Raw genomic sequence first — 21336 nt, 5'->3', positions numbered from 1 at the left:
GTGTCAATGATCGCTTCCGACCAATTCCGCATCGTTGTCGGCCTCGGCAAGAGCGGCATGTCCCTGGTTCGCTTCCTGGCGAGCCGGGGCATTGCCTTTGCGGTCGCCGACACCCGCGAGCAACCGCCGGAACTGGACACCCTGCGCCGTGATTATCCGCAGGTGGAAGTGCGCTGTGGTGAACTGGATGTGGACTTCCTGTGCCGCGCCAGCGAGCTGTACGTGAGCCCCGGCCTGGCCCTGGCCACCCCGGCCCTGCAGCAGGCGGCCGCGCGTGGCGTGAAGCTGTCCGGCGACATCGAGCTGTTCGCCCGCAACGCCAAGGCCCCGATCATTGCCATCAGCGGTTCCAACGCCAAGAGCACCGTCACCACCCTGGTCGGCGAAATGGCCGCCAAGGCGGGCAAGCGCGTGGCGGTGGGCGGCAACCTCGGTACCCCGGCGCTGGATCTGCTGGCTGATGACGTCGAGCTCTACGTGCTGGAACTGTCCAGCTTCCAGCTGGAAACCACCGACCAGCTCAACGCTGAAGTGGCCACCGTGCTGAACATCAGCGAAGACCACATGGACCGCTACAGCGGCCTGCCGGCCTATCACCTGGCCAAGCACCGGATCTTCCGTGGCGCCCGCCAGGTCGTGGTCAACCGCCAGGACGCCCTGAGCCGGCCGCTGCCGGTGGAAGGCCGCGCATGCTGGACCTTCGGCCTCAACCAGCCGGACTTCAAGGCTTTCGGCCTGCGCGAAGTGAACGGCGAAAAATACCTGGCGTTCGAGTTCCAGGCGCTGATGCCGGCACGTGAGCTGAAGGTTCGCGGCGCCCACAACCAGAGCAACGCCCTGGCGGCGCTGGCCCTGGGGCATGCTGCCGGCCTGCCGTTCGAACCGATGCTCGAGGCGCTGCGCGAGTTCGGCGGCCTGGCCCACCGTTGCCAGTGGGTGCGCGAGCGCAATGGCGTGAACTGGTATGACGATTCCAAGGCCACCAACGTCGGTGCTGCCCTGGCGGCCATCGAAGGCCTGGGTGCCGACATCGAAGGCAAGCTGGTGCTGATCGCCGGTGGCGATGGCAAGGGCGCCGACTTCGCCGCGCTGCGCGAGCCGGTCCAGCGCTTCTGCCGCGCCGTGGTGCTGCTTGGCCGTGATGCCGAGCGCCTGGCCGAAGCCCTGGGCGATGGCGTGCAACTGGTCCGCGTCAAGACGCTCGACGACGCCGTACAGCAATGCGCCGAACTGGCCCAGGCGGGTGATGCCGTGCTGCTGTCGCCAGCGTGCGCCAGCCTCGACATGTTCAAGAACTTCGAAGAACGCGGGCGCCTGTTCGCCCAGGCAGCGGGAGGCCTTGCATGATCTTCGGCATCCTCAAGCCCTATCCGTCGCCGCTGATCAGCGGTCGTGGCATCGACCTGGACTTCGCCATGCTCGCCGGCTGCCTGGCACTGCTGGGCCTGGGCCTGGTGATGATCACCTCGGCGTCCTCGGAAGTGGCTGCGGTGCAGTCGGGCAACCCGCTTTACCACATGTTCCGCCACCTGGTGTACGTGTTCCTCGGCCTGGTCGCCTGTGGCGCCACCATGCTGATACCGATCGCCACCTGGCAGCGCATGGGCTTCCTGATGCTGCTGGGCGCCTTCGGCCTGCTGGTGCTGGTGCTGGTGCCCGGTATCGGCCGCGAAGTGAACGGTTCCATGCGCTGGATCGGCTTCAGCTTCTTCAACGTCCAGCCTTCGGAAATCGCCAAGGTGTTCGTGGTCGTCTACCTGGCCGGCTATCTGGTACGCCGGCAGACCGAGGTCCGCGAAACCTGGATGGGCTTCTTCAAGCCGTTCATCGTGCTGCTGCCCATGGCTGCACTGCTGCTGATGGAGCCGGACTTCGGTGCCACCGTGGTGATGATGGGCGCGGCGGCAGCCATGCTGTTCCTCGGCGGGGTGGGGCTGTTCCGCTTCAGCCTGATGGTGGTGTTGGCGGTGGTTGCGGTGTTCGTCCTGGTACAGGCGCAACCCTACCGTATGGCGCGTCTGATTACCTTTACCGACCCGTGGTCCGATCAGTTCGGCTCGGGCTACCAGCTGACCCAGGCGCTGATTGCCTTCGGCCGTGGCGAGTGGCTGGGCGTTGGCCTGGGCAACAGCGTGCAGAAGCAGTTCTACCTGCCTGAAGCGCACACCGACTTCGTGTTCTCGGTACTGGCCGAAGAACTTGGCGTGGTCGGCTCGCTGCTGACGATCGCGCTGTTCGTGTTCGTGACTGTGCGTGCCCTGTACATCGGCCTGTGGGCGGAAAAAGCCAAGCAGTTCTTTGCCGCTTATGTTGCGTTCGGCCTGGCCTTCCTGTGGATCGGCCAGTTCCTGATCAACATTGGAGTGAACGTCGGCCTGCTGCCGACCAAGGGCCTGACCCTGCCGTTCCTCAGCTACGGGGGCAGCTCGCTGGTGATCTGCTGTGCCTGCGTGGGCCTGTTGCTGCGTATCGAGTGGGAAAGCCGCACGCACCTGGGCAGTGAGGAACACGAATTCAGCGAAAGCGATTTTGCCGAGGAGACCAATCATGGCCGCTGACGGCAAGAACGTACTGATCATGGCGGGCGGCACCGGGGGCCACGTGTTCCCGGCCCTGGCTTGCGCCCGTGAATTCCAGACGCGCGGTTACAGCGTGCACTGGCTGGGCACCCCGCGTGGCATCGAGAACGAACTGGTGCCCCAGGCCGGCCTGCCGTTGCACCTGATCCAGGTCAGCGGGCTGCGCGGCAAGGGCAAGCTGTCGTTGCTCAAGGCGCCGTTCACCCTGGTCAAGGCCGTGCTGCAGGCGCGGCGTATCGTGCGTGAGCTCAAGCCGGTATGCGTGGTCGGTTTCGGTGGCTACGTGACTGGCCCTGGCGGCGTGGCCGCACGCCTGTGCGGCGTACCGCTGGTGATCCACGAGCAGAACGCCCGTGCCGGCACCACCAACCGCCTGCTGCTGCCGCTGGCTGCACGCGTGTGCGAAGCCTTCCCGGCCACCTTCGCCGCCAGCGACAAATTGCGCACCACTGGCAACCCGGTGCGTCCGGAACTGTTCATGGACGCCCTGCGCGCGCCCCTGGCCGAGCGCCGTGCGCGCCTGCTGGTGATGGGCGGCAGCCTGGGTGCGGAACCATTGAACAAATTGTTGCCTAAGGCCCTGTCCGAAGTGCCCGCCGCACTGCGGCCAGAGGTATTCCACCAGGCCGGCAAGCAACACGCGCCGGTCACCGCCGAGCGTTATCGCGAGGCGGGCGTCGAGGCTCAGGTAGAGCCCTTCATCAAGGACATGGCCCAAGCCTATGGCTGGGCCGACATTGTGGTGTGCCGGGCCGGCGCCCTGACTGTCAGCGAGCTGGCGGCAGCGGGCCTGCCTTCGATGCTGGTGCCATTGCCCCATGCGATCGACGACCACCAGACCCACAACGCCCAATATCTGGCCCGGGAAGGCGCTGCCTTCCTGATGCCACAAGCGACAACTGGCGCAGCGCAGCTCGCTGAACGCCTGAACGAGGTGCTGATGCAACCCGAGAAACTCAACGTCATGGCAGGCACCGCACGGCGCCTGGCCAAACCTGCCGCAACCAGCACCGTGGTCGATATCTGCCTGGAGGTGGCCCATGGTTGAGAGCCAGAAAGCCATGCCCCAGCCGAAGATGGGCCGTATCCGCCGTATCCACTTCGTCGGTATCGGCGGCGTGGGCATGTGCGGCATTGCCGAAGTGTTGCTGAACCTGGGCTATGAAGTGTCCGGTTCCGACCTGAAGGCCTCGCCGGTCACCGAGCGCCTGGAGTCGTTCGGCGCCGAGATCTTCGTCGGCCACCGCGCCGAGAACGCCGCCACCGCCGATGTGCTGGTGGTGTCCAGCGCCATCAACCCGGCCAACCCGGAAGTCGCCACCGCCCTCGAGCGGCGCATTCCGGTGGTGCCGCGTGCCGAAATGCTCGCCGAGCTGATGCGCTATCGCCATGGCGTGGCCGTTGCCGGCACCCACGGCAAGACCACCACCACCAGCCTGCTGGCCTCGGTGTTCGCCGCTGGCGGCCTGGACCCGACCTTCGTCATCGGTGGCCGCCTGACCGCTGCCGGCACCAATGCCCAGCTGGGTACCAGCCGCTACCTGATTGCCGAAGCAGACGAGAGCGATGCCAGCTTCCTGCACCTGCAGCCGATGGTGGCCGTGGTCACCAACATCGACGCCGACCACATGGCGACCTACGAAGGTGACTTCAACAAACTGAAGAAAACCTTCGTCGAGTTCCTGCACAACCTGCCGTTCTACGGCCTGGCCGTGATGTGCCTGGACGACCCGGTAGTGCGCGAGATCCTGCCTCAGGTCAAGCGCCCGACCGTGACCTATGGCTTCAGCGACGAGGCCGACATCCGCGCCATCAATGTGCGCCAGATGGGCATGCAGACCCACTTTACCGTCCTGCGTCGCGACCGCGAGCCGCTGGAGGTGTCGGTGAACATGCCCGGCAACCACAACGTGCTCAATGCCTTGGCCACCATCGCCATTGCCACCGACGAAGGCATCACTGACGAAGCCATCGTCCAGGGCCTGTCCGGCTTCCAGGGCGTCGGCCGCCGCTTCCAGGTGTACGGTGAACTGCCGGTCGAAGGCGGCAGCGTGATGCTGGTCGACGACTACGGCCACCACCCGACCGAAGTGGCCGCAGTGATCCAGGCCGTGCGCGGCGGTTGGCCAAGCCGTCGCCTGGTGATCGTCTACCAGCCGCACCGCTACAGCCGTACCCGCGACCTGTACGACGATTTCGTCCAGGTGCTGGGCGATGCCAACGTGCTGCTGCTGATGGAAGTCTACCCGGCCGGCGAGGAGCCGATCCCCGGCGCCGACAGCCGCCAGCTGTGCCACAGCATCCGCCAGCGCGGCAAGCTGGACCCGATCTACATCGAACGTGGCGTCGACCTGGCGCCGGTGGTCAAGCCACTGCTGCGCGCTGGCGACATCCTGATCTGCCAAGGTGCCGGTGATGTCGGCGGCCTGGCCCCTCAATTGATGAAAAGCCCGCTGTTCGCTGGCGCCAAGCAGGAGAAGTCGAAATGACCAGCGCCTACGACAAGCTGCACTCGACCCTGGACGCCAAGGCGTTCGGCCGCGTCGCGGTGCTGTACGGCGGCAAGAGCGCCGAGCGCGAAGTGTCGCTCAAGTCCGGCGCCGCGGTGATCGACGCGCTGACCACCGCCGGTGTCGACGTGGTCGCCATCGACGTGGGTGACGACCTGCTCGACCGCCTGCAAAACGAGAAGATCGACCGCGCCTTCATCATCCTCCACGGCCGTGGCGGTGAAGACGGCAGTATGCAAGGCCTGCTCGAGTGCCTGGGCATCCCCTACACCGGCAGTGGCATCCTTGCCTCGGCATTGGCCATGGACAAGCTGCGCACCAAGCAGGTGTGGCAGAGCCTGGGCATTCCGACCCCGCGTCATGCGGTACTGGCGAGCGAAAGCGATTGTTTGCAGGCCAGCACGGAACTGGGCTTCCCGCTTATCGTCAAACCCGCCCATGAAGGTTCCAGCATCGGCATGGCCAAGGTGAACAGCGCCCAGGAACTGGTCGCCGCCTGGCAGGATGCCGCCCGATACGATTCCCAGGTACTGGTGGAACAGTGGATCCACGGGCCGGAGTTCACCGTCGCGGTATTGCGCGGCCAGGTGCTGCCGCCGATCGCCCTGGGTACGCCGCACGTGTTCTACGACTACGACGCCAAGTACATCGCCAACGATACCCAGTACCGCATTCCGTGCGGCCTGGACAGCGTCAAGGAACAGGAACTGATCGACCTGACCGCGCGTGCCTGCGATGCCATCGGCATCGAAGGCTGGGGGCGGCTGGACGTGATGCAGGACGAGCAGGGCCGGTTCTGGCTGCTCGAAGTCAACACCGCACCCGGCATGACCGACCATAGCCTGGTGCCCATGGCGGCCCGCGCGGCCGGCCTGGACTTCCAGCAACTGGTGCTGGCAATCCTGGCCGAGAGCGTGGCGACGCGAGGTTAACAACCATGCAAGGCGCGATGATACGTCAGCAGCAACCCGTTACCGGCCGCAGCAAGCCGGTGCCGCGTGGTGCCAGCCGGCTGGTGGCCGACGAGCCCGTATCGGCGCGCCTGCCGCGGCCAAGCCTGGGAGGGCTCAAGCGCCTGCTGTGGCCGGTGCTGCTGGTGGCGGCCGGGTTTGGCGCCTACGAGGGCGCCATTCGCCTGATGCCTTACGCTGACCGGCCGATTACCAAGATCGACGTTCAGGGTGACCTCAGCTACATCAGCCAGCAGTCGGTGCAGCAGCGTATCGCGCCCTACGTGGCAGCGAGCTTCTTCAGTGTCGACCTGCCGGCGATGCGCGCAGAGCTCGAGCAGATGCCGTGGATTGCCCATGCCGAAGTGCGTCGGGTGTGGCCCGACGAAGTGGTGATCCGCCTGGAAGAACAGTTGCCGGTGGCACGCTGGGGTGACGAAGCCTTGCTCAACAACCAGGGCCAGGCCTTTACCCCGCGCGAACTGGCCAACTACGAGCACCTGCCGCAGCTGGCCGGGCCGCAGCGTGCTCAGCAACAAGTGATGCAGCAGTATCAGGTATTGAGCCAGATGCTGCGCCCCCTGGGCTTTTCCATCGCTCGCCTGGAGCTGCGCGAGCGAGGCAGCTGGTTCCTGACCACGGGCGCGAGCAGCGCCGGGCCGGGCATCGAGCTGCTGCTGGGGCGCGATCATCTGGTGGAGAAGATGCGCCGTTTCATTGCCATTTACGACAAGACACTCAAAGACCAGATCACCACTATCGCCCGCATTGATCTGCGTTATTCCAACGGACTTGCCGTTGGTTGGCGGGAACCGATTGCACCGACGACGGCCCAACCCGCCGTTGCGAAGAATTAGAGAGAGGCAGGACCATGGCAAACGCGCATAGCGGCAAAATGATCGTCGGGCTGGACATCGGCACCTCCAAGGTGGTGGCGCTGGTGGGTGAAGTGGGCGAGGACGGCACCCTGGAAATCGTCGGGATCGGTACCCATCCGTCCCGCGGCCTGAAAAAAGGCGTGGTGGTGAACATCGAGTCCACCGTGCAGTCGATCCAGCGCGCGGTGGAAGAAGCGCAGCTGATGGCCGGCTGCCGCATCCACTCGGCCTTCGTCGGCGTGGCCGGCAACCACATCCGCAGCCTGAACTCCCACGGCATCGTCGCCATCCGCGACCGCGAAGTCAGCCTGGCCGACCTGGAGCGCGTACTCGACGCCGCCCAGGCCGTGGCCATCCCGGCCGACCAGCGCGTGCTGCACACCCTGCCGCAGGACTACGTGATCGACAACCAGGAAGGCGTGCGCGAGCCGCTGGGCATGTCTGGCGTACGTCTGGAAGCCAAGGTCCACGTGGTCACCTGCGCCGTCAACGCGGCACAGAACATCGAGAAGTGCGTACGCCGCTGCGGCCTGGAAATCGACGACATCATCCTCGAGCAGCTGGCCTCGGCCTACTCGGTGCTGACCGACGATGAAAAGGAGCTGGGCGTGTGCCTGGTCGACATCGGTGGTGGCACCACCGACATCGCCATCTTCACCGAGGGCGCGATCCGTCACACCGCGGTAATCCCGATTGCCGGCGACCAAGTGACCAACGACATCGCCATGGCCCTGCGTACCCCGACCCAGTACGCCGAAGAAATCAAGATCCGCTACGCCTGCGCCCTGGCCAAACTGGCTGGCGCCGGCGAGACCATCAAGGTGCCGAGCGTGGGTGATCGCCCACCGCGCGAGCTGTCGCGCCAGGCTCTGGCCGAGGTGGTGGAGCCACGTTACGACGAGCTCTTCACCCTGATCCAGGCCGAACTGCGCCGCAGCGGCTACGAGGACCTGGTGCCGGCCGGCATCGTACTCACCGGCGGCACCGCGAAGATGGAAGGCGCCGTGGAACTGGCCGAGGAAATCTTCCACATGCCGGTACGCCTGGGCGTGCCGCACAGCGTTCGGGGGCTCAGCGACGTGGTGCGCAACCCGATCTATTCCACCGGCGTGGGCTTGCTCACCTACGGCCTGCAGAAGCAGACCGAAGACTTGCCCCTGACCGGTAACAGCAGCAACAACAGCTATGGCGATGAACCGAAGGCTCCAGTGCTTGAACGCTTCAAGCGCTGGGTCCAGGGCAACTTCTAAGTTTCAAAGCAGTAGTGGTAGGCGCGACAACTAGAGAACTGTAAGGAGAGGGAAAATGTTCGAGCTCGTAGACAACGTCCCGCAAAGCCCGGTCATCAAAGTGATCGGTGTTGGCGGTGGTGGCGGCAACGCCGTCAACCACATGGTCAAGAGCAGCATCGAAGGCGTGGAATTCATCTGCGCCAACACCGATGCTCAAGCGCTGAAGAACATCGGCGCGCGCACCATCCTGCAATTGGGCACTGGCGTGACCAAGGGCTTGGGTGCCGGTGCCAATCCGGAAGTCGGCCGCCAGGCCGCGCTGGAAGACCGTGAGCGCATCGCTGAAGTGCTGCAGGGCACCAACATGGTGTTCATCACCACTGGCATGGGTGGCGGTACCGGTACCGGTGCAGCGCCGATCATCGCCGAAGTGGCCAAGGAAATGGGCATTCTCACCGTTGCCGTGGTGACCCGTCCGTTCCCGTTCGAAGGCCGCAAGCGCATGCAGATCGCCGATGAAGGCATCCGCATGCTGGCCGAAAGCGTCGACTCGTTGATCACCATCCCCAACGAGAAGCTGCTGACCATCCTGGGCAAGGATGCCAGCCTGCTGTCTGCCTTCGCCAAGGCCGACGACGTACTGGCCGGTGCCGTGCGCGGTATCTCCGATATCATCAAGCGCCCGGGCATGATCAACGTCGACTTCGCCGACGTGCGTACCGTGATGGGTGAAATGGGCATGGCCATGATGGGTACTGGCTGCGCCAGCGGCCCGAACCGTGCGCGTGAAGCCACCGAGGCAGCGATCCGCAACCCGCTGCTGGAAGACGTCAACCTGCAGGGCGCCCGCGGCATCCTGGTGAACATCACCGCAGGCCCTGACCTGTCGCTGGGCGAGTACTCCGACGTGGGTAGCATCATCGAAGCCTTCGCCTCCGACCACGCCATGGTCAAGGTCGGCACCGTGATCGACCCGGACATGCGTGACGAGCTGCACGTGACCGTAGTGGCTACTGGCCTGGGCGCGCGCATCGAGAAGCCTGTGAAGGTGGTCGACAACACCCTGCAGACTGCCCAGCAGGCGTACGAGGCTTCCAACCCGGCGCCGGTTCGCCAGGAGCAGCCTGCGGTCAACTACCGTGACCTGGAGCGCCCGACCGTAATGCGCAACCAGGCCCATGCAGGTGCTGCGGCAGCCGCTAAACTGAACCCTCAGGATGACCTGGACTACCTCGATATCCCGGCATTCCTGCGTCGTCAGGCTGATTAATGGAATTTATCAGGGGTATAAAGGTGATTGGTATTCATCAAAGGTTGGGTCTGTTATCATCCCCAGCCTTTGTTGATACCTGTTCGCAATTTGCGCTGAAGCGGCCAATGCCATGATTAAACAACGCACCCTGAAGAATACCATCCGTGCCACAGGTGTCGGTCTGCACTCCGGGGAGAAGGTTTACCTGACCCTCAAGCCTGCACCTGTTGACACCGGCATCGTCTTCCGCCGCGCCGACCTCGACCCTGTGGTCGAAATACCGGCGCGCGCGGCCAACGTCGGCGAGACAACCATGTCGACGACGCTGGTCAACGGTGACGTCAAGGTCGATACGGTCGAGCACCTGCTCTCCGCCATGGCGGGCCTGGGCATCGATAACGCCTACGTCGAGCTCTCCGCCTCGGAAGTGCCGATCATGGATGGCAGCGCCGGACCCTTTGTATTCCTGATTCAGTCTGCAGGCCTGGAAGAACAGGACGCAGCCAAGAAGTTCATCCGCATCCTGCGTGAGGTAACCGTGGAAGAGGGCGACAAGCGCGCCACTTTCCTGCCTTTCGACGGCTTCAAGGTGAGCTTCGAGATCGACTTCGATCACCCGGTGCTTCGCAACCGGACCCAGAGCGCCAGCGTCGACTTTTCCAGCACCTCGTTCGTGAAGGAAGTCAGCCGCGCGCGCACCTTTGGTTTCATGCGTGACATCGAGTACCTGCGCAAGCACAACCTTGCGCTGGGTGGCAGTGTCGAGAACGCCATCGTGGTCGATGAGGACGGCGTGCTGAACGAAGACGGCCTTCGTTACGAAGACGAATTCGTCAAGCACAAGATCCTCGACGCCATCGGCGACCTCTACCTGCTGGGCAACAGCCTGATCGGCGAGTTCAAGGGCTTCAAGTCCGGCCACGCGCTGAACAACCAGCTGTTGCGCAAGCTGATTGCCGAAACCGATGCCTGGGAAGTGGTCACTTTCGAAGATGCCAGCACGGCACCGATCTCGTACATGCGCCCTGTTGCGGCCGTGTAAGTTCGAACACTCTCTAGTTCATTGAGGCCACCTTCGGGTGGCCTTTTTTATTGCTGACACATTTTGCCCGGCAGGTCCGGCCATTCGCGGGCACGCCCGCTCCCACAGGTCCTGCGCCGCTCCAGAGGCAGTGGGCACCCTGTGGGAGCGGGCGTGCCCGCGAATGGACTGCGCAGCAGTCCCGAAGGTGTCAGCGCTTGTCCTGGGCGTGAGCTGCCAGCCTTTCCAGCGCTGCGCGCAGCTTGGGGTCGGTGATGCCCCCGGCGGTATCGCGCAGGCTCTCGGCTGCGTTGCTGGAAAGCTCTGCCGCATGGCCACCACGCTTGGCCGGCACCAGCGGGGGTTGGACCTTGTACAGGATGCGCCTGAGGTTGCCAAAGGCTTCCATGCCCTGCAATGCCGCCAGCAAGCGTTTCTGCTGATAACGCAGGCGGGTTGCCCAGTGGCCGTCGGTTACCACCAGCAACAAGGTGCCATCGCGCCACGACGCCACATGGCAGTGCTCGCGGGCGGCCGGTTGCAGCTGGCTTTCCAGCAGGCGCTGCAGGTGCTCCAGGCGTTCGGCCTGGTTCAGCAGCAGGCGCAACGGGCGGACCTGGCGGAGCAGGGCCGAGGGCGGCTGGGCGGGGGAGGGTTTGTAGGCCATGGGGGTACGCATGAGGTTACATGGTCCGCAGTCTAACATCTCTATAGCCTGCACTGGCCTCTTCGCGGGTGAACCCGCTCCCACAGGGTACGGCACTGCCCTTGATGTGTAGGTGATCCTGTGGGAGCGGGTTTACCCGCGAAGAGGCCGGCGCAGATAACAAAAGACAAGACTCATTCTCGATACGTTTCATCTTCCCGAACCTTGAACTCAGGGAAAATGCCCCTATCTAAGACAAGCCCCCGCCAAAACGCTGTACAAGCATCGTGGCAATCCACCACTTTCCTCACCATCGTTTCCGGGTAGAATGCTCGTTCGCATGCGGCCTCAGGGCTGCACGGGCGACTCATGGGGCCGCCCTCCATCCCTACGTGTGGAAGATCCTGCCGATATGTTTGCGCCTTTGTTAAAGAAACTTTTTGGAAGCAAGAACGAGCGTGAAGTAAAACGCATGCTCAAGACGGTGAACATCGTCAATGCTCTCGAAGAGAAGATGGTGGCCCTCTCCGACGAGCAACTGCGGGGCAAGACCGCAGAGTTCAAGGAGCGCCTGGCCAAAGGCGAGACACTGGACCAGTTGCTGCCTGAAGCCTTCGCCGTGGCCCGTGAGGCCGGCAAGCGCGTGATGGGCATGCGCCACTTCGACGTGCAGCTGATCGGCGGCATGACCCTGCACGAGGGCATGATCGCAGAAATGCGTACCGGTGAAGGCAAGACCTTGGTCGGTACCCTGGCCGTGTACCTCAACGCACTGTCCGGCAAGGGCGTGCACGTGGTCACCGTCAACGACTACCTGGCCCGCCGCGACGCCAACTGGATGCGCCCGCTGTACGAGTTCCTCGGCCTGTCGGTCGGCATCGTCTCGGCATTCCAGCCGCCGGAAGAAAAGCGCGCCGCCTACGCGTCCGACATCACCTACGGTACCAACAACGAATTCGGTTTCGACTACCTGCGCGACAACATGGCGTTCAGCCAGGAAGAGAAGTTCCAGCGTGAACTCAACTTCGCCGTGATCGACGAAGTCGACTCCATCCTCATCGACGAAGCGCGTACCCCGTTGATCATCTCCGGCCAGGCCGAGGACAGCTCCAAGCTTTACATCGAGATCAACCGCCTGATCCCGCGCCTTACCCAGCACATCGAAGAGGTCGAAGGCCAGGTCACCCAGGAAGGCCACTTCACCATCGACGAGAAGAGCCGTCAGGTCGAGCTGAACGAAGCCGGTCACCAGTTCATCGAAGAGATGCTCACCCAGTCCGGCCTGCTGGCCGAGGGCGAGAGCCTGTACTCGGCGCATAACCTGAGCCTGCTGACCCATGTCTATGCCGGCCTGCGCGCGCACAAGCTGTTCCACCGCAACATCGAATACATCGTCCAGGACGGCCAGGTCCTGCTGATCGACGAGCACACCGGCCGTACCATGCCAGGCCGTCGTCTGTCCGAGGGCCTGCACCAGGCCATCGAAGCCAAAGAAAACCTGAACATCCAGGCCGAGAGCCAGACCCTGGCTTCGACCACCTTCCAGAACTACTTCCGCCTGTACACCAAGCTGTCCGGCATGACCGGTACCGCCGACACCGAAGCGTTCGAGTTCCAGTCGATCTACGGGCTCAACGTGATGGTCATTCCGCCGAACAAGCCGTTGGCGCGTAAAGACTTCAACGACCTGGTGTACCTGACTGCCGACGAGAAGTACGCCGCGATCATCGCCGACATCAAGGAAAGCATGACCCATGGCCGCCCGGTGCTGGTAGGTACGGCGACCATCGAAACGTCCGAGCACATGTCCAACCTCCTGAAGAAGGAAGGTATCGACCACAAGGTGCTCAACGCCAAGTACCACGAGAAAGAAGCCGAGATCATCGCGCAAGCCGGTGCGCCAGGTGCCCTTACCATCGCCACCAACATGGCCGGCCGCGGTACCGACATCCTGCTGGGCGGTAACTGGGAAGCCGAAGTGGCCGCCCTGGAAAACCCGACTGCCGAGCAGATTGCCCAGATCAAGGCCGACTGGCAGAAGCGTCACCAGCAAGTGATCGAGTCGGGTGGCCTGCACGTGATCGCCTCCGAGCGCCACGAATCGCGCCGTATCGACAACCAGCTGCGTGGCCGTTCCGGCCGTCAGGGCGACCCGGGCTCCAGCCGCTTCTACCTGTCGCTGGAAGACAGCCTGATGCGTATCTTCGCCTCTGACCGGGTGAAGAACTTCATGAAGGCGCTGGGCATGCAGTCTGGCGAGGCCATCGAGCACCGCATGGTCACCAACGCCATCGAGAAGGCCCAGCGCAAGGTCGAAGGCCGCAACTTCGACATCCGCAAGCAGTTGCTGGAATACGACGACGTGGCCAACGAGCAGCGCAAGGTGATCTACCACATGCGCAACAGCCTGCTGGCCGCCGAGAACATCGGCGACACCATCGTCGAATTCCGCAAGGAAGTACTGGACGCTACCATCAGCCAGCACATTCCGCCGCAGTCGCTGCCCGAGCAGTGGGACGTGGCCGGCCTGGAGGCTTCGCTGGCCAGCGATTTCGCCATGAAACTGCCGATCCAGCAGTGGCTCGACGAGGACGATCACCTCTACGAAGAGACCCTGCGCGAGAAGCTGCTGAACGAAATCACCACCGCGTACACCGAGAAGGAAGACCAGGCCGGTATCGAAGCCCTGCGTACCTTCGAGAAGCAGATTCTGCTGCGCGTGCTGGACGACCTGTGGAAAGACCACCTGTCGACCATGGACCACCTGCGTCACGGTATTCACCTGCGTGGTTATGCGCAAAAGAACCCGAAGCAGGAGTACAAGCGCGAATCCTTCAGCCTGTTCCAGGAGCTGCTCGAGTCGATCAAGCGCGACACCATCCGCGTGCTGTCGCACGTTCAGGTACGCCGCGAAGACCCGGTCGAAGAGGAAGCCCGCCTGCGCCGCGAGGCCGAGGAACTGGCCAGCCGCATGCAGTTCCAGCACGCCGCTGCGCCGGGCCTGGAAAGCGAGCAACTGAACGAGGAGGGCGCCGAAGTGGCCGTCGCCTCGGCACCGGTGCGCAACGAGCAGAAGCTGGGCCGCAACGAGCCGTGCTGGTGTGGTTCGGGCAAGAAGTTCAAGCATTGCCACGGTCAGATCGAGTGATCTGACCTGAATGGGGCCGCGTTGCGGCCCTATCGCGACACAAGGCCGCTCCCACAGGGATAGCGCACAGCCGCAACGCTGCGCCGTCCTATGTGGGAGCGGCCTTGTGTCGCGATGGGGCGCGAAGCGGCCCCGCTTTTCGATATCAACCGTATTTTCTAGGAGCGCTCTAATGGCTGTTGGTCTTGGTCCTTTGCCCACCCTGCACCCGGTCCCGGGTTTTGAACTCGGCATCGCTTCTGCCGGCATCAAGCGCCCTGGGCGCAAGGATGTGGTGGTCATGCGCTGCGCCGAAGGCTCCAGCGTGGCTGGCGTGTTCACCCTCAACGCCTTCTGCGCAGCGCCGGTGATCCTGTCCAAGCAGCGCGTGCAGGGCACCGTGCGCTACCTGCTGACCAACACCGGTAACGCCAACGCCGGCACCGGCGCGCCAGGCCTGGCCGCTGCCGAGCGTACCTGCGCCAAGCTGGCCGAACTGGCCGGCGTACCGGCCGAGTCGGTACTGCCATTCTCCACTGGCGTGATCGGCGAGCCGCTGCCGGTCGAGAAGATCGAAGGCGCGCTGCAGGCCGCCCTCGACAACCTGTCGGAAAACCACTGGGCCGAGGCTGCTACCGGCATCATGACCACCGACACCTTGCCCAAGGGTGCCAGCCGCCGGTTCCAGCACGATGGCGTGACCGTTACCGTCACCGGCATCAGCAAAGGTGCAGGCATGATCCGCCCGAACATGGCCACCATGCTCGGCTACATCGCTACCGACGCCAAGGTTGCCCCTGCGGTACTCAAGGACCTGATGCTGGATGGCGCCAACAAGTCGTTTAACCGCATCACCATCGATGGTGACACCTCGACCAATGACTGCTGCATGCTGATCGCCACCGGCAAGGCCAACCTGCCGGAAGTCACCGAAGCCAGCGGCGCGCTGTTCGAAGCGTTGAAGAAGGCGGTGTTCGAAGTGTGCATGGAAGTGGCCCAGGCCATCGTCCGTGACGGCGAAGGCGCCACCAAGTTCGTTACCGTGCAGGTCAACGGCGGTGGCAACCACCAGGAGTGCCTGGACGTCGGCTACGCCGTGGCCCACTCGCCGCTGATCAAGACTGCGCTGTTCGCCTCCGACCCCAACTGGGGCCGTATCCTCGCCGCCGTTGGTCGTGCCGGCGTACCGGAGCTGGATGTGAGCCTGATCGATGTGTACCTGGACAACGTGTGCATTGCCAGCAAAGGTGGCCGCAGCCCGAGCTACACCGAAGACCAGGGCGCCAAGGTAATGGCCCAGGAAGAGATCACCATCCGTATCGAGCTGGGCCGTGGCCAGTGCAGCGAAACCATCTGGACCACCGACCTGTCCCACGAGTACGTGAAGATCAACGCCGAGTACCGTACCTGATTCATATGGGGCCGCTTTGCGGCCCTTTCGCGACACAAGGCCGCTCCTACAAGAGCTCGCGAACCCCTGTAGGAGCGGCCTTGTGTCGCGATGGGCTGCAGAGCAGCCCCAAAATTCCCAAACCGATGGAGCCGAACCATGAGCTATCACCTGATCATCGGCGACAAGCTGTATTCCTCCTGGTCGCTGCGTGGCGCCCTGGCCCTCGAACTGGCTGGCGTGCCTTACGAAGAAACACTGATCAAACTCAACCAGCCTGACACCCGTCAGCGCCTCCTCGCTTTCTCCGCAACCGGCAAGGTACCGCTGCTCAAGACCGAGCACGGTGTGATCGCCGACTCGCTGGCCATTGCCGAATACCTCAACGAACGCCACCCCGACGCCCAGCTTTGGCCGGCCGATGTGGCTGCCCGGGCCCAGGCCCGTTCGGCCTGCGCGCAGATGCACAGCGGCTTCTTCGCCCTGCGCGGCGCCATGCCGTTCGATCTGTCGCGTGACCAGGCGCTGGACAGCGTGCCGCTGGAGGTTCAAATCGATATCGACCGTATCGTTGCGCTGTGGTCGGAATGCCGCCTGGCGGCGAAGGACAGTGGCCCGTTCCTGTTCGGCAAGCCGAGCCTGGCCGATGCCTTCTTCGCCCCGGTAGCCGTGCGCCTGCGCACCTATCGCGTGGAAGTGCCTGCCGAGGCGGCGACCTATATCGAAACCATTTACCAGTGGCCGGCCTTCCAGGCCTGGCAGCAGGCTGGCCTGGCGGAGCGTGAAGGGTGAAACGGATTCATGTTGTAGCTGCTGTCATTCGCGGTACCGACGGCCGCGTTCTGATCGCACGGCGTGCCGATACCCAGCACCAGGGCGGCCTGTGGGAATTCCCGGGCGGCAAGGTGGAAGAGGGTGAGGGTGTCGAGGCGGCGCTGGCCCGCGAGCTGCGCGAGGAACTGGGCATCGAGGTAAGCCGTTCGCGCGCGCTGATCAAGGTCAGCCACGATTACCCGGACAAGCAGGTGCTGCTGGATGTGCGCGAAGTCGAGGCGTTCACCGGCGAGCCGCATGGCGCCGAAGGCCAGCCGCTGGAATGGGTTGCCCCGCGCGATTTGCCATTGTACGAATTTCCCGAGGCCAACAAGCCGATCGTTGCGGCCGCGCGCCTGCCAGACCAGTACCTGATCACCCCCGATGGCCTGGAAGTGCCGCAGATGCTCAAGGGCATCCAGAAAGCGGTGGCCAGCGGCATTCGCCTGATCCAGTTGCGTGCACCGGACATGTACGACCCCAAGTACCGCGATGTGGCGGTGGATGCGGTCGGCTTGTGCGCTGGCAAGGCGCAGCTGATGCTCAAGGGCCCGCTGGAGTGGCTGGGTGATTTCCCGGCCGCAGGTTGGCACCTGACGGCTGCCCAACTGCGCAAGTATGCCGCCAACGGCCGGCCGTTCCCCAGGGAGCGCTGGCTGGCGGCGTCCTGCCACAGTGCCGAAGAGCTGGCGCTGGCGGAGCAGATGGGCGTGGACTTCGTTACCTTGTCGCCGGTGCAGGCGACCCGGACTCACCCTGAGGCGGTGCCGCTGGGGTGGGACGAGGCACAGCGGTTGATTGCTGGGTTCAACAAGCCGGTTTACCTACTGGGCGGGGTCGGGCCGGCTGAGCGTGAGCAGGCTTGGGATGCGGGGGCACAGGGTGTTGCCGGGATCCGGGCGTTCTGGCCTGAGATTTGAGTCGCCTGTAATTGGGGCCGCTTTGCGGCCCATCGCGACACAAGGCCGCTCCTTGTATGTTGTGTCTGGCCTAGCGGGAGAGGTTATTCTCGTCGGGCTGAAGAAGCACTTCCGGGGAGGCCGATCGCTCCTGAAGGCAGGCATTGCCCCTGACCTTGTATGTAGAGAGGCCCCCCGCCTCATTGCCCACTGCGAAGAGTATCGAGAAGCCGACAAGTCGGACTTCGCATTACAAGGTTGCAGCAGCATGAAGTTCGAGGTCGGGGAACCGGAGGCCATTGTTACCTAACTCGCTTGGAGAGGGAAGAAATGAGTGTCTGGGTTGGCGTCGATATCGGCTCACGTACTTCGGTCGTTGCGGTGCGTAAAGATGGGCGTCCGGCCGGACAGTGGGATATCGCTCAAACCCCTGCAGGCCGTAAGGCTGCGGTGAAAAAGCTGCTGGCACTCAAACCCAAGTCGATCGTGATGGAGGCGACCGGAATCTATTACCTGGACTTGGCCCTTGAGCTACATGCGGCTGACCTTCCTGTATCCGTGATCAACCCCAAGAGCTTCCACAATTTCGCCAAACTAATGCTGGTGAACAGCAAGACCGATGCAATAGATGCTCAACTGCTGTCCGAGTACGGCGAGCGTATGACACCGCGCTTGTGGACACCTCCAAGCCTTGTGCAGCTTGAGCTGAGGGCTCTGGGGCGACACATCAATCGTTTGGTGGGGCATCGTACAAGGGCGAAGAACGAACTGCATGCATTGCAGGCGACCGCTACAACCGTGTCGATGCTGATCGAGGATCAGGAGGAAGCGATTGCTTCACTGGATAATCGAATTGAGCGCTTTCGTAAGGCGGGCCGCGAGCTGGTCGCCCAGTGTCCGACGCTTACTCGGCAGTACAAGCAGCTGCTCGCAGGGCCTGGGATGGGAGAAGTCTCGGCACTTGCGGCATTGGCTGAACTGACCATCCTTCCTCAAATACTCAAGTCCTCGCAGGTAGCTCGCCACGCGGGTCTCGATGTTCGACAGACCCAATCGGGAACGAGCATTGATAAGCCCGGCAGACTCGGCAAAAGTGGGAATGCTTATCTACGGGCAGCCATGTACATGCCTGCCTTGACCGCAGTGCGCTGCGACCCTTATGCGAAGGCTTTTTACGAGTCGTTGGTCAACAGGGGCAAGAAGAAAATGCAGGCTATCGCTGCGGTCATGCGCAAGTACCTGACAGGCATCTGGGCATGCATGCGCGGGAATGAGCCATTTGATACGGCCAAGCTTTTCAGCTCTGAACACCTCAGAAAAGCTTGACCGCCAACAGAGTATCTACAGGGTGATGCGATTCCTTCAAGATGACACGGTTCTCCTGTAGGAGCGGCCTTGTGTCGCGATCGGGCTGCGCAGCAGCCCCAAAACTATCAGCCCTGCGGCTTCTCGGCAGGCTGCCACAAAACCTCAGCCACCCCCTGCCGCCGCCCGATGATCCGCGCCGCCACAAACAGCAGATCCGAAAGCCGGTTGATATACGCCAACCCAACCCCCGCCAACGGCTCCAACGCATTCAGCTGCTGGCACCGCCGCTCCGCACTGCGCGCCAGGCTGCGGCACACATGCGCCTGAGCCACCAACGCCGAGCCACTGGGCAAGATGAAGTTCTTCAACGGCCCCAGCTCTTCATTCCAAACATCGATCGTCGCTTCCAGGCGTTCCACCTCTGCCAGGTTCAGCGCCTGATAGCTGGGCATCGCCAGCTCACCGCCCAGGTCGAACAAGCGGTGCTGACACGGCGCCAATACCGCGCTCACTTCATCCAGGCCTTGTTCGGCCAGCCCCGCCAGCAGCAGACCCAGCTGGCTGTTCAGGCTGTCCACTTCGCCGATCGCCTCGATCCGTGGGTGGTCCTTGGGTACCCGGCGCCCGTCGCCCAGGCCGGTTTCGCCTTTGTCGCCGGTGCGGGTGTAGATCTTCGACAGGCGGTAGCCCATGTCATTTCTCCGTTTTGGCCGGCGTCACCGCTGCCGGCTGGCCGAGGGGCAGGCGCAGGGTGAAGCAGGTGCCCTGGCCGGGCGTGGACTGTACTTCCATCTGCCCCTTGTGGTTGTTGGTGATGATGAAGTACGAGACCGACAGGCCCAGCCCGGTACCCTGGCCGATTTCCTTGGTGGTGAAGAACGGCTCGAAAGTGCGCTTGCGCACCCCCTCGGGCATGCCGACGCCATTGTCCTCGACCTGGATTTCTGCCCATGGCGGGTTCAAGCGGGTGCGCAGGGTGATGCGCCCGGGCTCGCTTGGCTGCGGCCGTTGATGAATGGCCTGGGCGGCGTTTTTCAGCAGGTTGAGCAGCACCTGCTCCAATTCGTTGGCGGTGCATGGCACCGGCCCCAGTTCGGGGTCGAACTGCCGCACGATGGCCTGGCCCTTGAAGTCGAAGCCGATGGCCAGGTCGAAGTCGTTGCCGGCGATCTCCACCGCCTGGTCGATCAGCGCCGGCAGGTCGCATGGCGCCAGTTGGCGGTTGCTGCGGCGGCTGAAGCTGAGCATGTGGGTGACGATTTTCGCAGCCCGGGCACCAGCCTGCTGGATGCCGTCGAGCAATTGCGGTACTTCGCGGCTCTCCAGGTAGCGGTTGACCGTGGGCAGGTCGATGCCCAGTTCCTCTGCCTGTTCCTGATTGCGCGGCAGCTCTGGTGACAGGCGTCGGCGGATGTTCTGCACGTTATGCAGGATCGCGCCCAGCGGGTTGTTGATCTCGTGGGCCATGCCGGCGGCCAGGCCGCCGACCGAAAGCATCTTCTCCGATTGCACCATCATTTCTTCCAGCGACAGGCGCTGGGTGATGTCGTCTATACGGATGACCACGCCACGGCCGCCGCCACCGGTCAGTGGGTAGAAGGTCAGGGCATAGTGGCGCAGGTCGTCGCCCTTGGGCCAGGTGACCCGCTCGATCTTCGCCACGCGGTGCTTTTCCACGGTTTCCTTCAGCTGCGGCAGGAACGGCTTGAGCGGTTCGAAGGCAATGAAGATCGGCTGGTTCAGCGCTTCGTCCAGCGGCGTGCCGGAAAGCACCGTGGCTTCGTGGTTCCACTGGGTCACGTAGAGCTGTTCATCGAGGGCGATCAGCGCCGAGGGCATCGAGTCGATGATGCTGTTCAGGTAATTCTGGAATCCGGTCAGTTTTTTCTCGATCTTGCTGCGCACCTGGACTTCCAGCTCCAGCTTGCGGTTGGTGTGGCGGGTTTCCTCGGCCAGGCCCTGGGCCTGGTCATAGGCCTCCTGGAACTCGTCGCGGGTGCGCTTGAGCTGCTGTTCGCGGGCCTCGATGCGCGAGAGCATGGTGTTGAACGCTTCGGCCAGGCTGCCAATTTCATCGTCGTTGCCGCGCTGCGCACGCAGGGCATAGCTCTCTTCGCGGGTGACCTGGCGGCTGAGTTCTTCGAGCTGGTTGATCGGCTGGGTGATCAGGCGTTTGATCTGCCGGGCGATGACGATCCACAGCAGGATGCTGAACACCAGGATGCCCAGGCTGGCGCTGAGGGTGCCGGTGTAGAAGGCCGTGGGCAGTTCGCTGCTGGCCACCAGCAGCAGGTGCGCCGGTGGGTTGGCGTCACGTGGCATGCGGATCAGCTGGGTACTGCGAAACTCCATCAGGCGCCAGCCGTCGATGTCGCGAAAACGCCTGGGCAGGGCCAGCGGCTCGCCGTGCTGAAGCTGCGCCAGTATGCGGCCATCGCCACCGTAGACGGCGGCGGCGCGCAGCGGTGTGTAGCTGTCCAGTTCCTTGAGCAGGGCGCTGGCGGTGTCCGGTGCATCGCCGGCGCGTGCCGCCAGCTGCGGGTTGGCCACCAGCCGGCCGATGGTGTGCAGTGCCTGTGGCGCCATGCTTTCCTGGGTGATCCAGTAGGCGGCGCTGATGAAGGTGAGGTTGGCCACCAGCAGGATGGTCACCAGCAACACCAGCAGGGCTGCCAGCAGCTTCTGCCCGACCGGGAGGTTTTCCAGGCGTTGGCGCAAGGTCATGGGTTAG

The 21336-nt window shown here is 63.6% G+C and carries 17 protein-coding genes; 14 read left to right on the top strand and 3 right to left on the bottom strand.

Annotation, left to right across the window (positions count from 1 at the left end):
- The 9 genes from murD to lpxC all read left to right on the top strand — a co-directional run bounded on the left by murD (position 1) and on the right by lpxC (position 10443).
- On the top strand, positions 1-1347 hold the full coding sequence (gene murD, locus RIN61_RS06860) for a UDP-N-acetylmuramoyl-L-alanine--D-glutamate ligase (RefSeq protein ID WP_313856403.1): 1347 nt from the start codon (positions 1-3) through the stop codon (positions 1345-1347).
- The gene (ftsW, locus tag RIN61_RS06855) at positions 1344-2558 is read left to right on the top strand and encodes a putative lipid II flippase FtsW (RefSeq protein WP_112250313.1); all 1215 of its coding nucleotides are present in this window, start codon (positions 1344-1346) and stop codon (positions 2556-2558) included. The genes murD and ftsW overlap by 4 nt, the downstream gene beginning before the upstream one ends.
- Positions 2548-3627: an undecaprenyldiphospho-muramoylpentapeptide beta-N-acetylglucosaminyltransferase gene (gene murG, locus RIN61_RS06850; protein ID WP_112250315.1), complete on the top strand. Its 1080-nt coding sequence runs from the start codon at positions 2548-2550 to the stop codon at positions 3625-3627. Before ftsW ends, murG begins: the two co-directional genes overlap by 11 nt.
- Complete coding sequence (gene murC / locus RIN61_RS06845) at positions 3620-5068, top strand: UDP-N-acetylmuramate--L-alanine ligase (protein WP_046616527.1); 1449 nt, start codon at positions 3620-3622, stop codon at positions 5066-5068. Before murG ends, murC begins: the two co-directional genes overlap by 8 nt.
- Positions 5065-6021: a D-alanine--D-alanine ligase gene (locus RIN61_RS06840; protein ID WP_112250317.1), complete on the top strand. Its 957-nt coding sequence runs from the start codon at positions 5065-5067 to the stop codon at positions 6019-6021. Before murC ends, RIN61_RS06840 begins: the two co-directional genes overlap by 4 nt.
- A gap of 5 nt (positions 6022-6026) precedes the next feature.
- Positions 6027-6896, top strand: a complete 870-nt coding sequence (locus RIN61_RS06835; protein WP_012274056.1) for a cell division protein FtsQ/DivIB — start codon at positions 6027-6029, stop codon at positions 6894-6896.
- A 14-nt stretch (positions 6897-6910) separates the two neighbouring features.
- Positions 6911-8167 carry a cell division protein FtsA gene (gene ftsA / locus RIN61_RS06830; protein WP_015271706.1) on the top strand — a complete coding sequence of 419 codons (1257 nt, stop codon included), beginning with the start codon at positions 6911-6913 and terminating at the stop codon, positions 8165-8167.
- A 55-nt stretch (positions 8168-8222) separates the two neighbouring features.
- Complete coding sequence (ftsZ, locus tag RIN61_RS06825; RefSeq protein WP_003251871.1) at positions 8223-9419, top strand: cell division protein FtsZ; 1197 nt, start codon at positions 8223-8225, stop codon at positions 9417-9419.
- A gap of 112 nt (positions 9420-9531) precedes the next feature.
- Positions 9532-10443 carry a UDP-3-O-acyl-N-acetylglucosamine deacetylase gene (gene lpxC, locus RIN61_RS06820; protein WP_112250319.1) on the top strand — a complete coding sequence of 304 codons (912 nt, stop codon included), beginning with the start codon at positions 9532-9534 and terminating at the stop codon, positions 10441-10443.
- Positions 10444-10633: 190 nt separating this feature from the next.
- Here lpxC and RIN61_RS06815 read toward each other — a convergent pair whose 3' ends face one another.
- The gene (locus RIN61_RS06815) at positions 10634-11089 is read right to left on the bottom strand and encodes a DUF721 domain-containing protein (RefSeq protein WP_112250321.1); all 456 of its coding nucleotides are present in this window, start codon (positions 11087-11089) and stop codon (positions 10634-10636) included.
- 391 nt (positions 11090-11480) lie between these two features.
- Between RIN61_RS06815 and secA the strand changes: the two genes are divergently transcribed.
- The 5 genes from secA to RIN61_RS06790 all read left to right on the top strand — a co-directional run bounded on the left by secA (position 11481) and on the right by RIN61_RS06790 (position 18623).
- Positions 11481-14216, top strand: coding sequence for a preprotein translocase subunit SecA (gene secA, locus RIN61_RS06810; protein ID WP_313856397.1), 2736 nt, complete (start codon positions 11481-11483; stop codon positions 14214-14216).
- 172 nt (positions 14217-14388) lie between these two features.
- Entirely contained in the window at positions 14389-15606 is a 1218-nt protein-coding gene (gene argJ, locus RIN61_RS06805) for a bifunctional glutamate N-acetyltransferase/amino-acid acetyltransferase ArgJ (RefSeq protein WP_313856395.1), read from the top strand.
- Between the two features lie 138 nt (positions 15607-15744).
- Positions 15745-16377, top strand: coding sequence for a glutathione S-transferase family protein (locus tag RIN61_RS06800; protein ID WP_112250324.1), 633 nt, complete (start codon positions 15745-15747; stop codon positions 16375-16377).
- The gene (locus RIN61_RS06795; protein ID WP_313856392.1) at positions 16374-17318 is read left to right on the top strand and encodes a Nudix family hydrolase; all 945 of its coding nucleotides are present in this window, start codon (positions 16374-16376) and stop codon (positions 17316-17318) included. Before RIN61_RS06800 ends, RIN61_RS06795 begins: the two co-directional genes overlap by 4 nt.
- A gap of 309 nt (positions 17319-17627) precedes the next feature.
- On the top strand, positions 17628-18623 hold the full coding sequence (locus RIN61_RS06790; protein ID WP_252379473.1) for an IS110 family RNA-guided transposase: 996 nt from the start codon (positions 17628-17630) through the stop codon (positions 18621-18623).
- Between the two features lie 107 nt (positions 18624-18730).
- On the opposite strand, the gene RIN61_RS06785 is transcribed toward RIN61_RS06790, so the two are convergent.
- Both RIN61_RS06785 and RIN61_RS06780 read right to left on the bottom strand, forming a co-directional pair.
- Positions 18731-19297, bottom strand: coding sequence for a cob(I)yrinic acid a,c-diamide adenosyltransferase (locus tag RIN61_RS06785; protein ID WP_313856389.1), 567 nt, complete (start codon positions 19295-19297; stop codon positions 18731-18733).
- 1 nt (position 19298) lies between these two features.
- Positions 19299-21329, bottom strand: a complete 2031-nt coding sequence (locus tag RIN61_RS06780; RefSeq protein WP_112250327.1) for a sensor histidine kinase — start codon at positions 21327-21329, stop codon at positions 19299-19301.
- Positions 21330-21336: the final 7 nt, after the last annotated feature.

The organism is Pseudomonas inefficax, from assembly GCF_032164165.1.
Lineage (GTDB): Bacteria > Pseudomonadota > Gammaproteobacteria > Pseudomonadales > Pseudomonadaceae > Aquipseudomonas > Aquipseudomonas inefficax.
This window is presented reverse-complemented; position numbering and strand designations above follow the sequence as displayed.

Excerpts from the sequence above, each read along its gene's own strand:
- ftsW (WP_112250313.1), top strand. The coding sequence starts at position 1,344 with ATGATCTTCGGCATCCTCAAGCCCTATCCGTCGCCGCTGATCAGCGGT.
- murG (WP_112250315.1), top strand. The coding sequence starts at position 2,548 with ATGGCCGCTGACGGCAAGAACGTACTGATCATGGCGGGCGGCACCGGG.
- murC (WP_046616527.1), top strand. The coding sequence starts at position 3,620 with ATGGTTGAGAGCCAGAAAGCCATGCCCCAGCCGAAGATGGGCCGTATC.
- RIN61_RS06840 (WP_112250317.1), top strand. The coding sequence starts at position 5,065 with ATGACCAGCGCCTACGACAAGCTGCACTCGACCCTGGACGCCAAGGCG.
- RIN61_RS06835 (WP_012274056.1), top strand. The coding sequence starts at position 6,027 with ATGCAAGGCGCGATGATACGTCAGCAGCAACCCGTTACCGGCCGCAGC.
- ftsA (WP_015271706.1), top strand. The coding sequence starts at position 6,911 with ATGGCAAACGCGCATAGCGGCAAAATGATCGTCGGGCTGGACATCGGC.
- ftsZ (WP_003251871.1), top strand. The coding sequence starts at position 8,223 with ATGTTCGAGCTCGTAGACAACGTCCCGCAAAGCCCGGTCATCAAAGTG.
- lpxC (WP_112250319.1), top strand. The coding sequence starts at position 9,532 with ATGATTAAACAACGCACCCTGAAGAATACCATCCGTGCCACAGGTGTC.
- RIN61_RS06815 (WP_112250321.1), bottom strand. The coding sequence starts at position 11,089 with ATGGCCTACAAACCCTCCCCCGCCCAGCCGCCCTCGGCCCTGCTCCGC.
- secA (WP_313856397.1), top strand. The coding sequence starts at position 11,481 with ATGTTTGCGCCTTTGTTAAAGAAACTTTTTGGAAGCAAGAACGAGCGT.
- argJ (WP_313856395.1), top strand. The coding sequence starts at position 14,389 with ATGGCTGTTGGTCTTGGTCCTTTGCCCACCCTGCACCCGGTCCCGGGT.
- RIN61_RS06800 (WP_112250324.1), top strand. The coding sequence starts at position 15,745 with ATGAGCTATCACCTGATCATCGGCGACAAGCTGTATTCCTCCTGGTCG.
- RIN61_RS06790 (WP_252379473.1), top strand. The coding sequence starts at position 17,628 with ATGAGTGTCTGGGTTGGCGTCGATATCGGCTCACGTACTTCGGTCGTT.
- RIN61_RS06785 (WP_313856389.1), bottom strand. The coding sequence starts at position 19,297 with ATGGGCTACCGCCTGTCGAAGATCTACACCCGCACCGGCGACAAAGGC.
- RIN61_RS06780 (WP_112250327.1), bottom strand. The coding sequence starts at position 21,329 with ATGACCTTGCGCCAACGCCTGGAAAACCTCCCGGTCGGGCAGAAGCTG.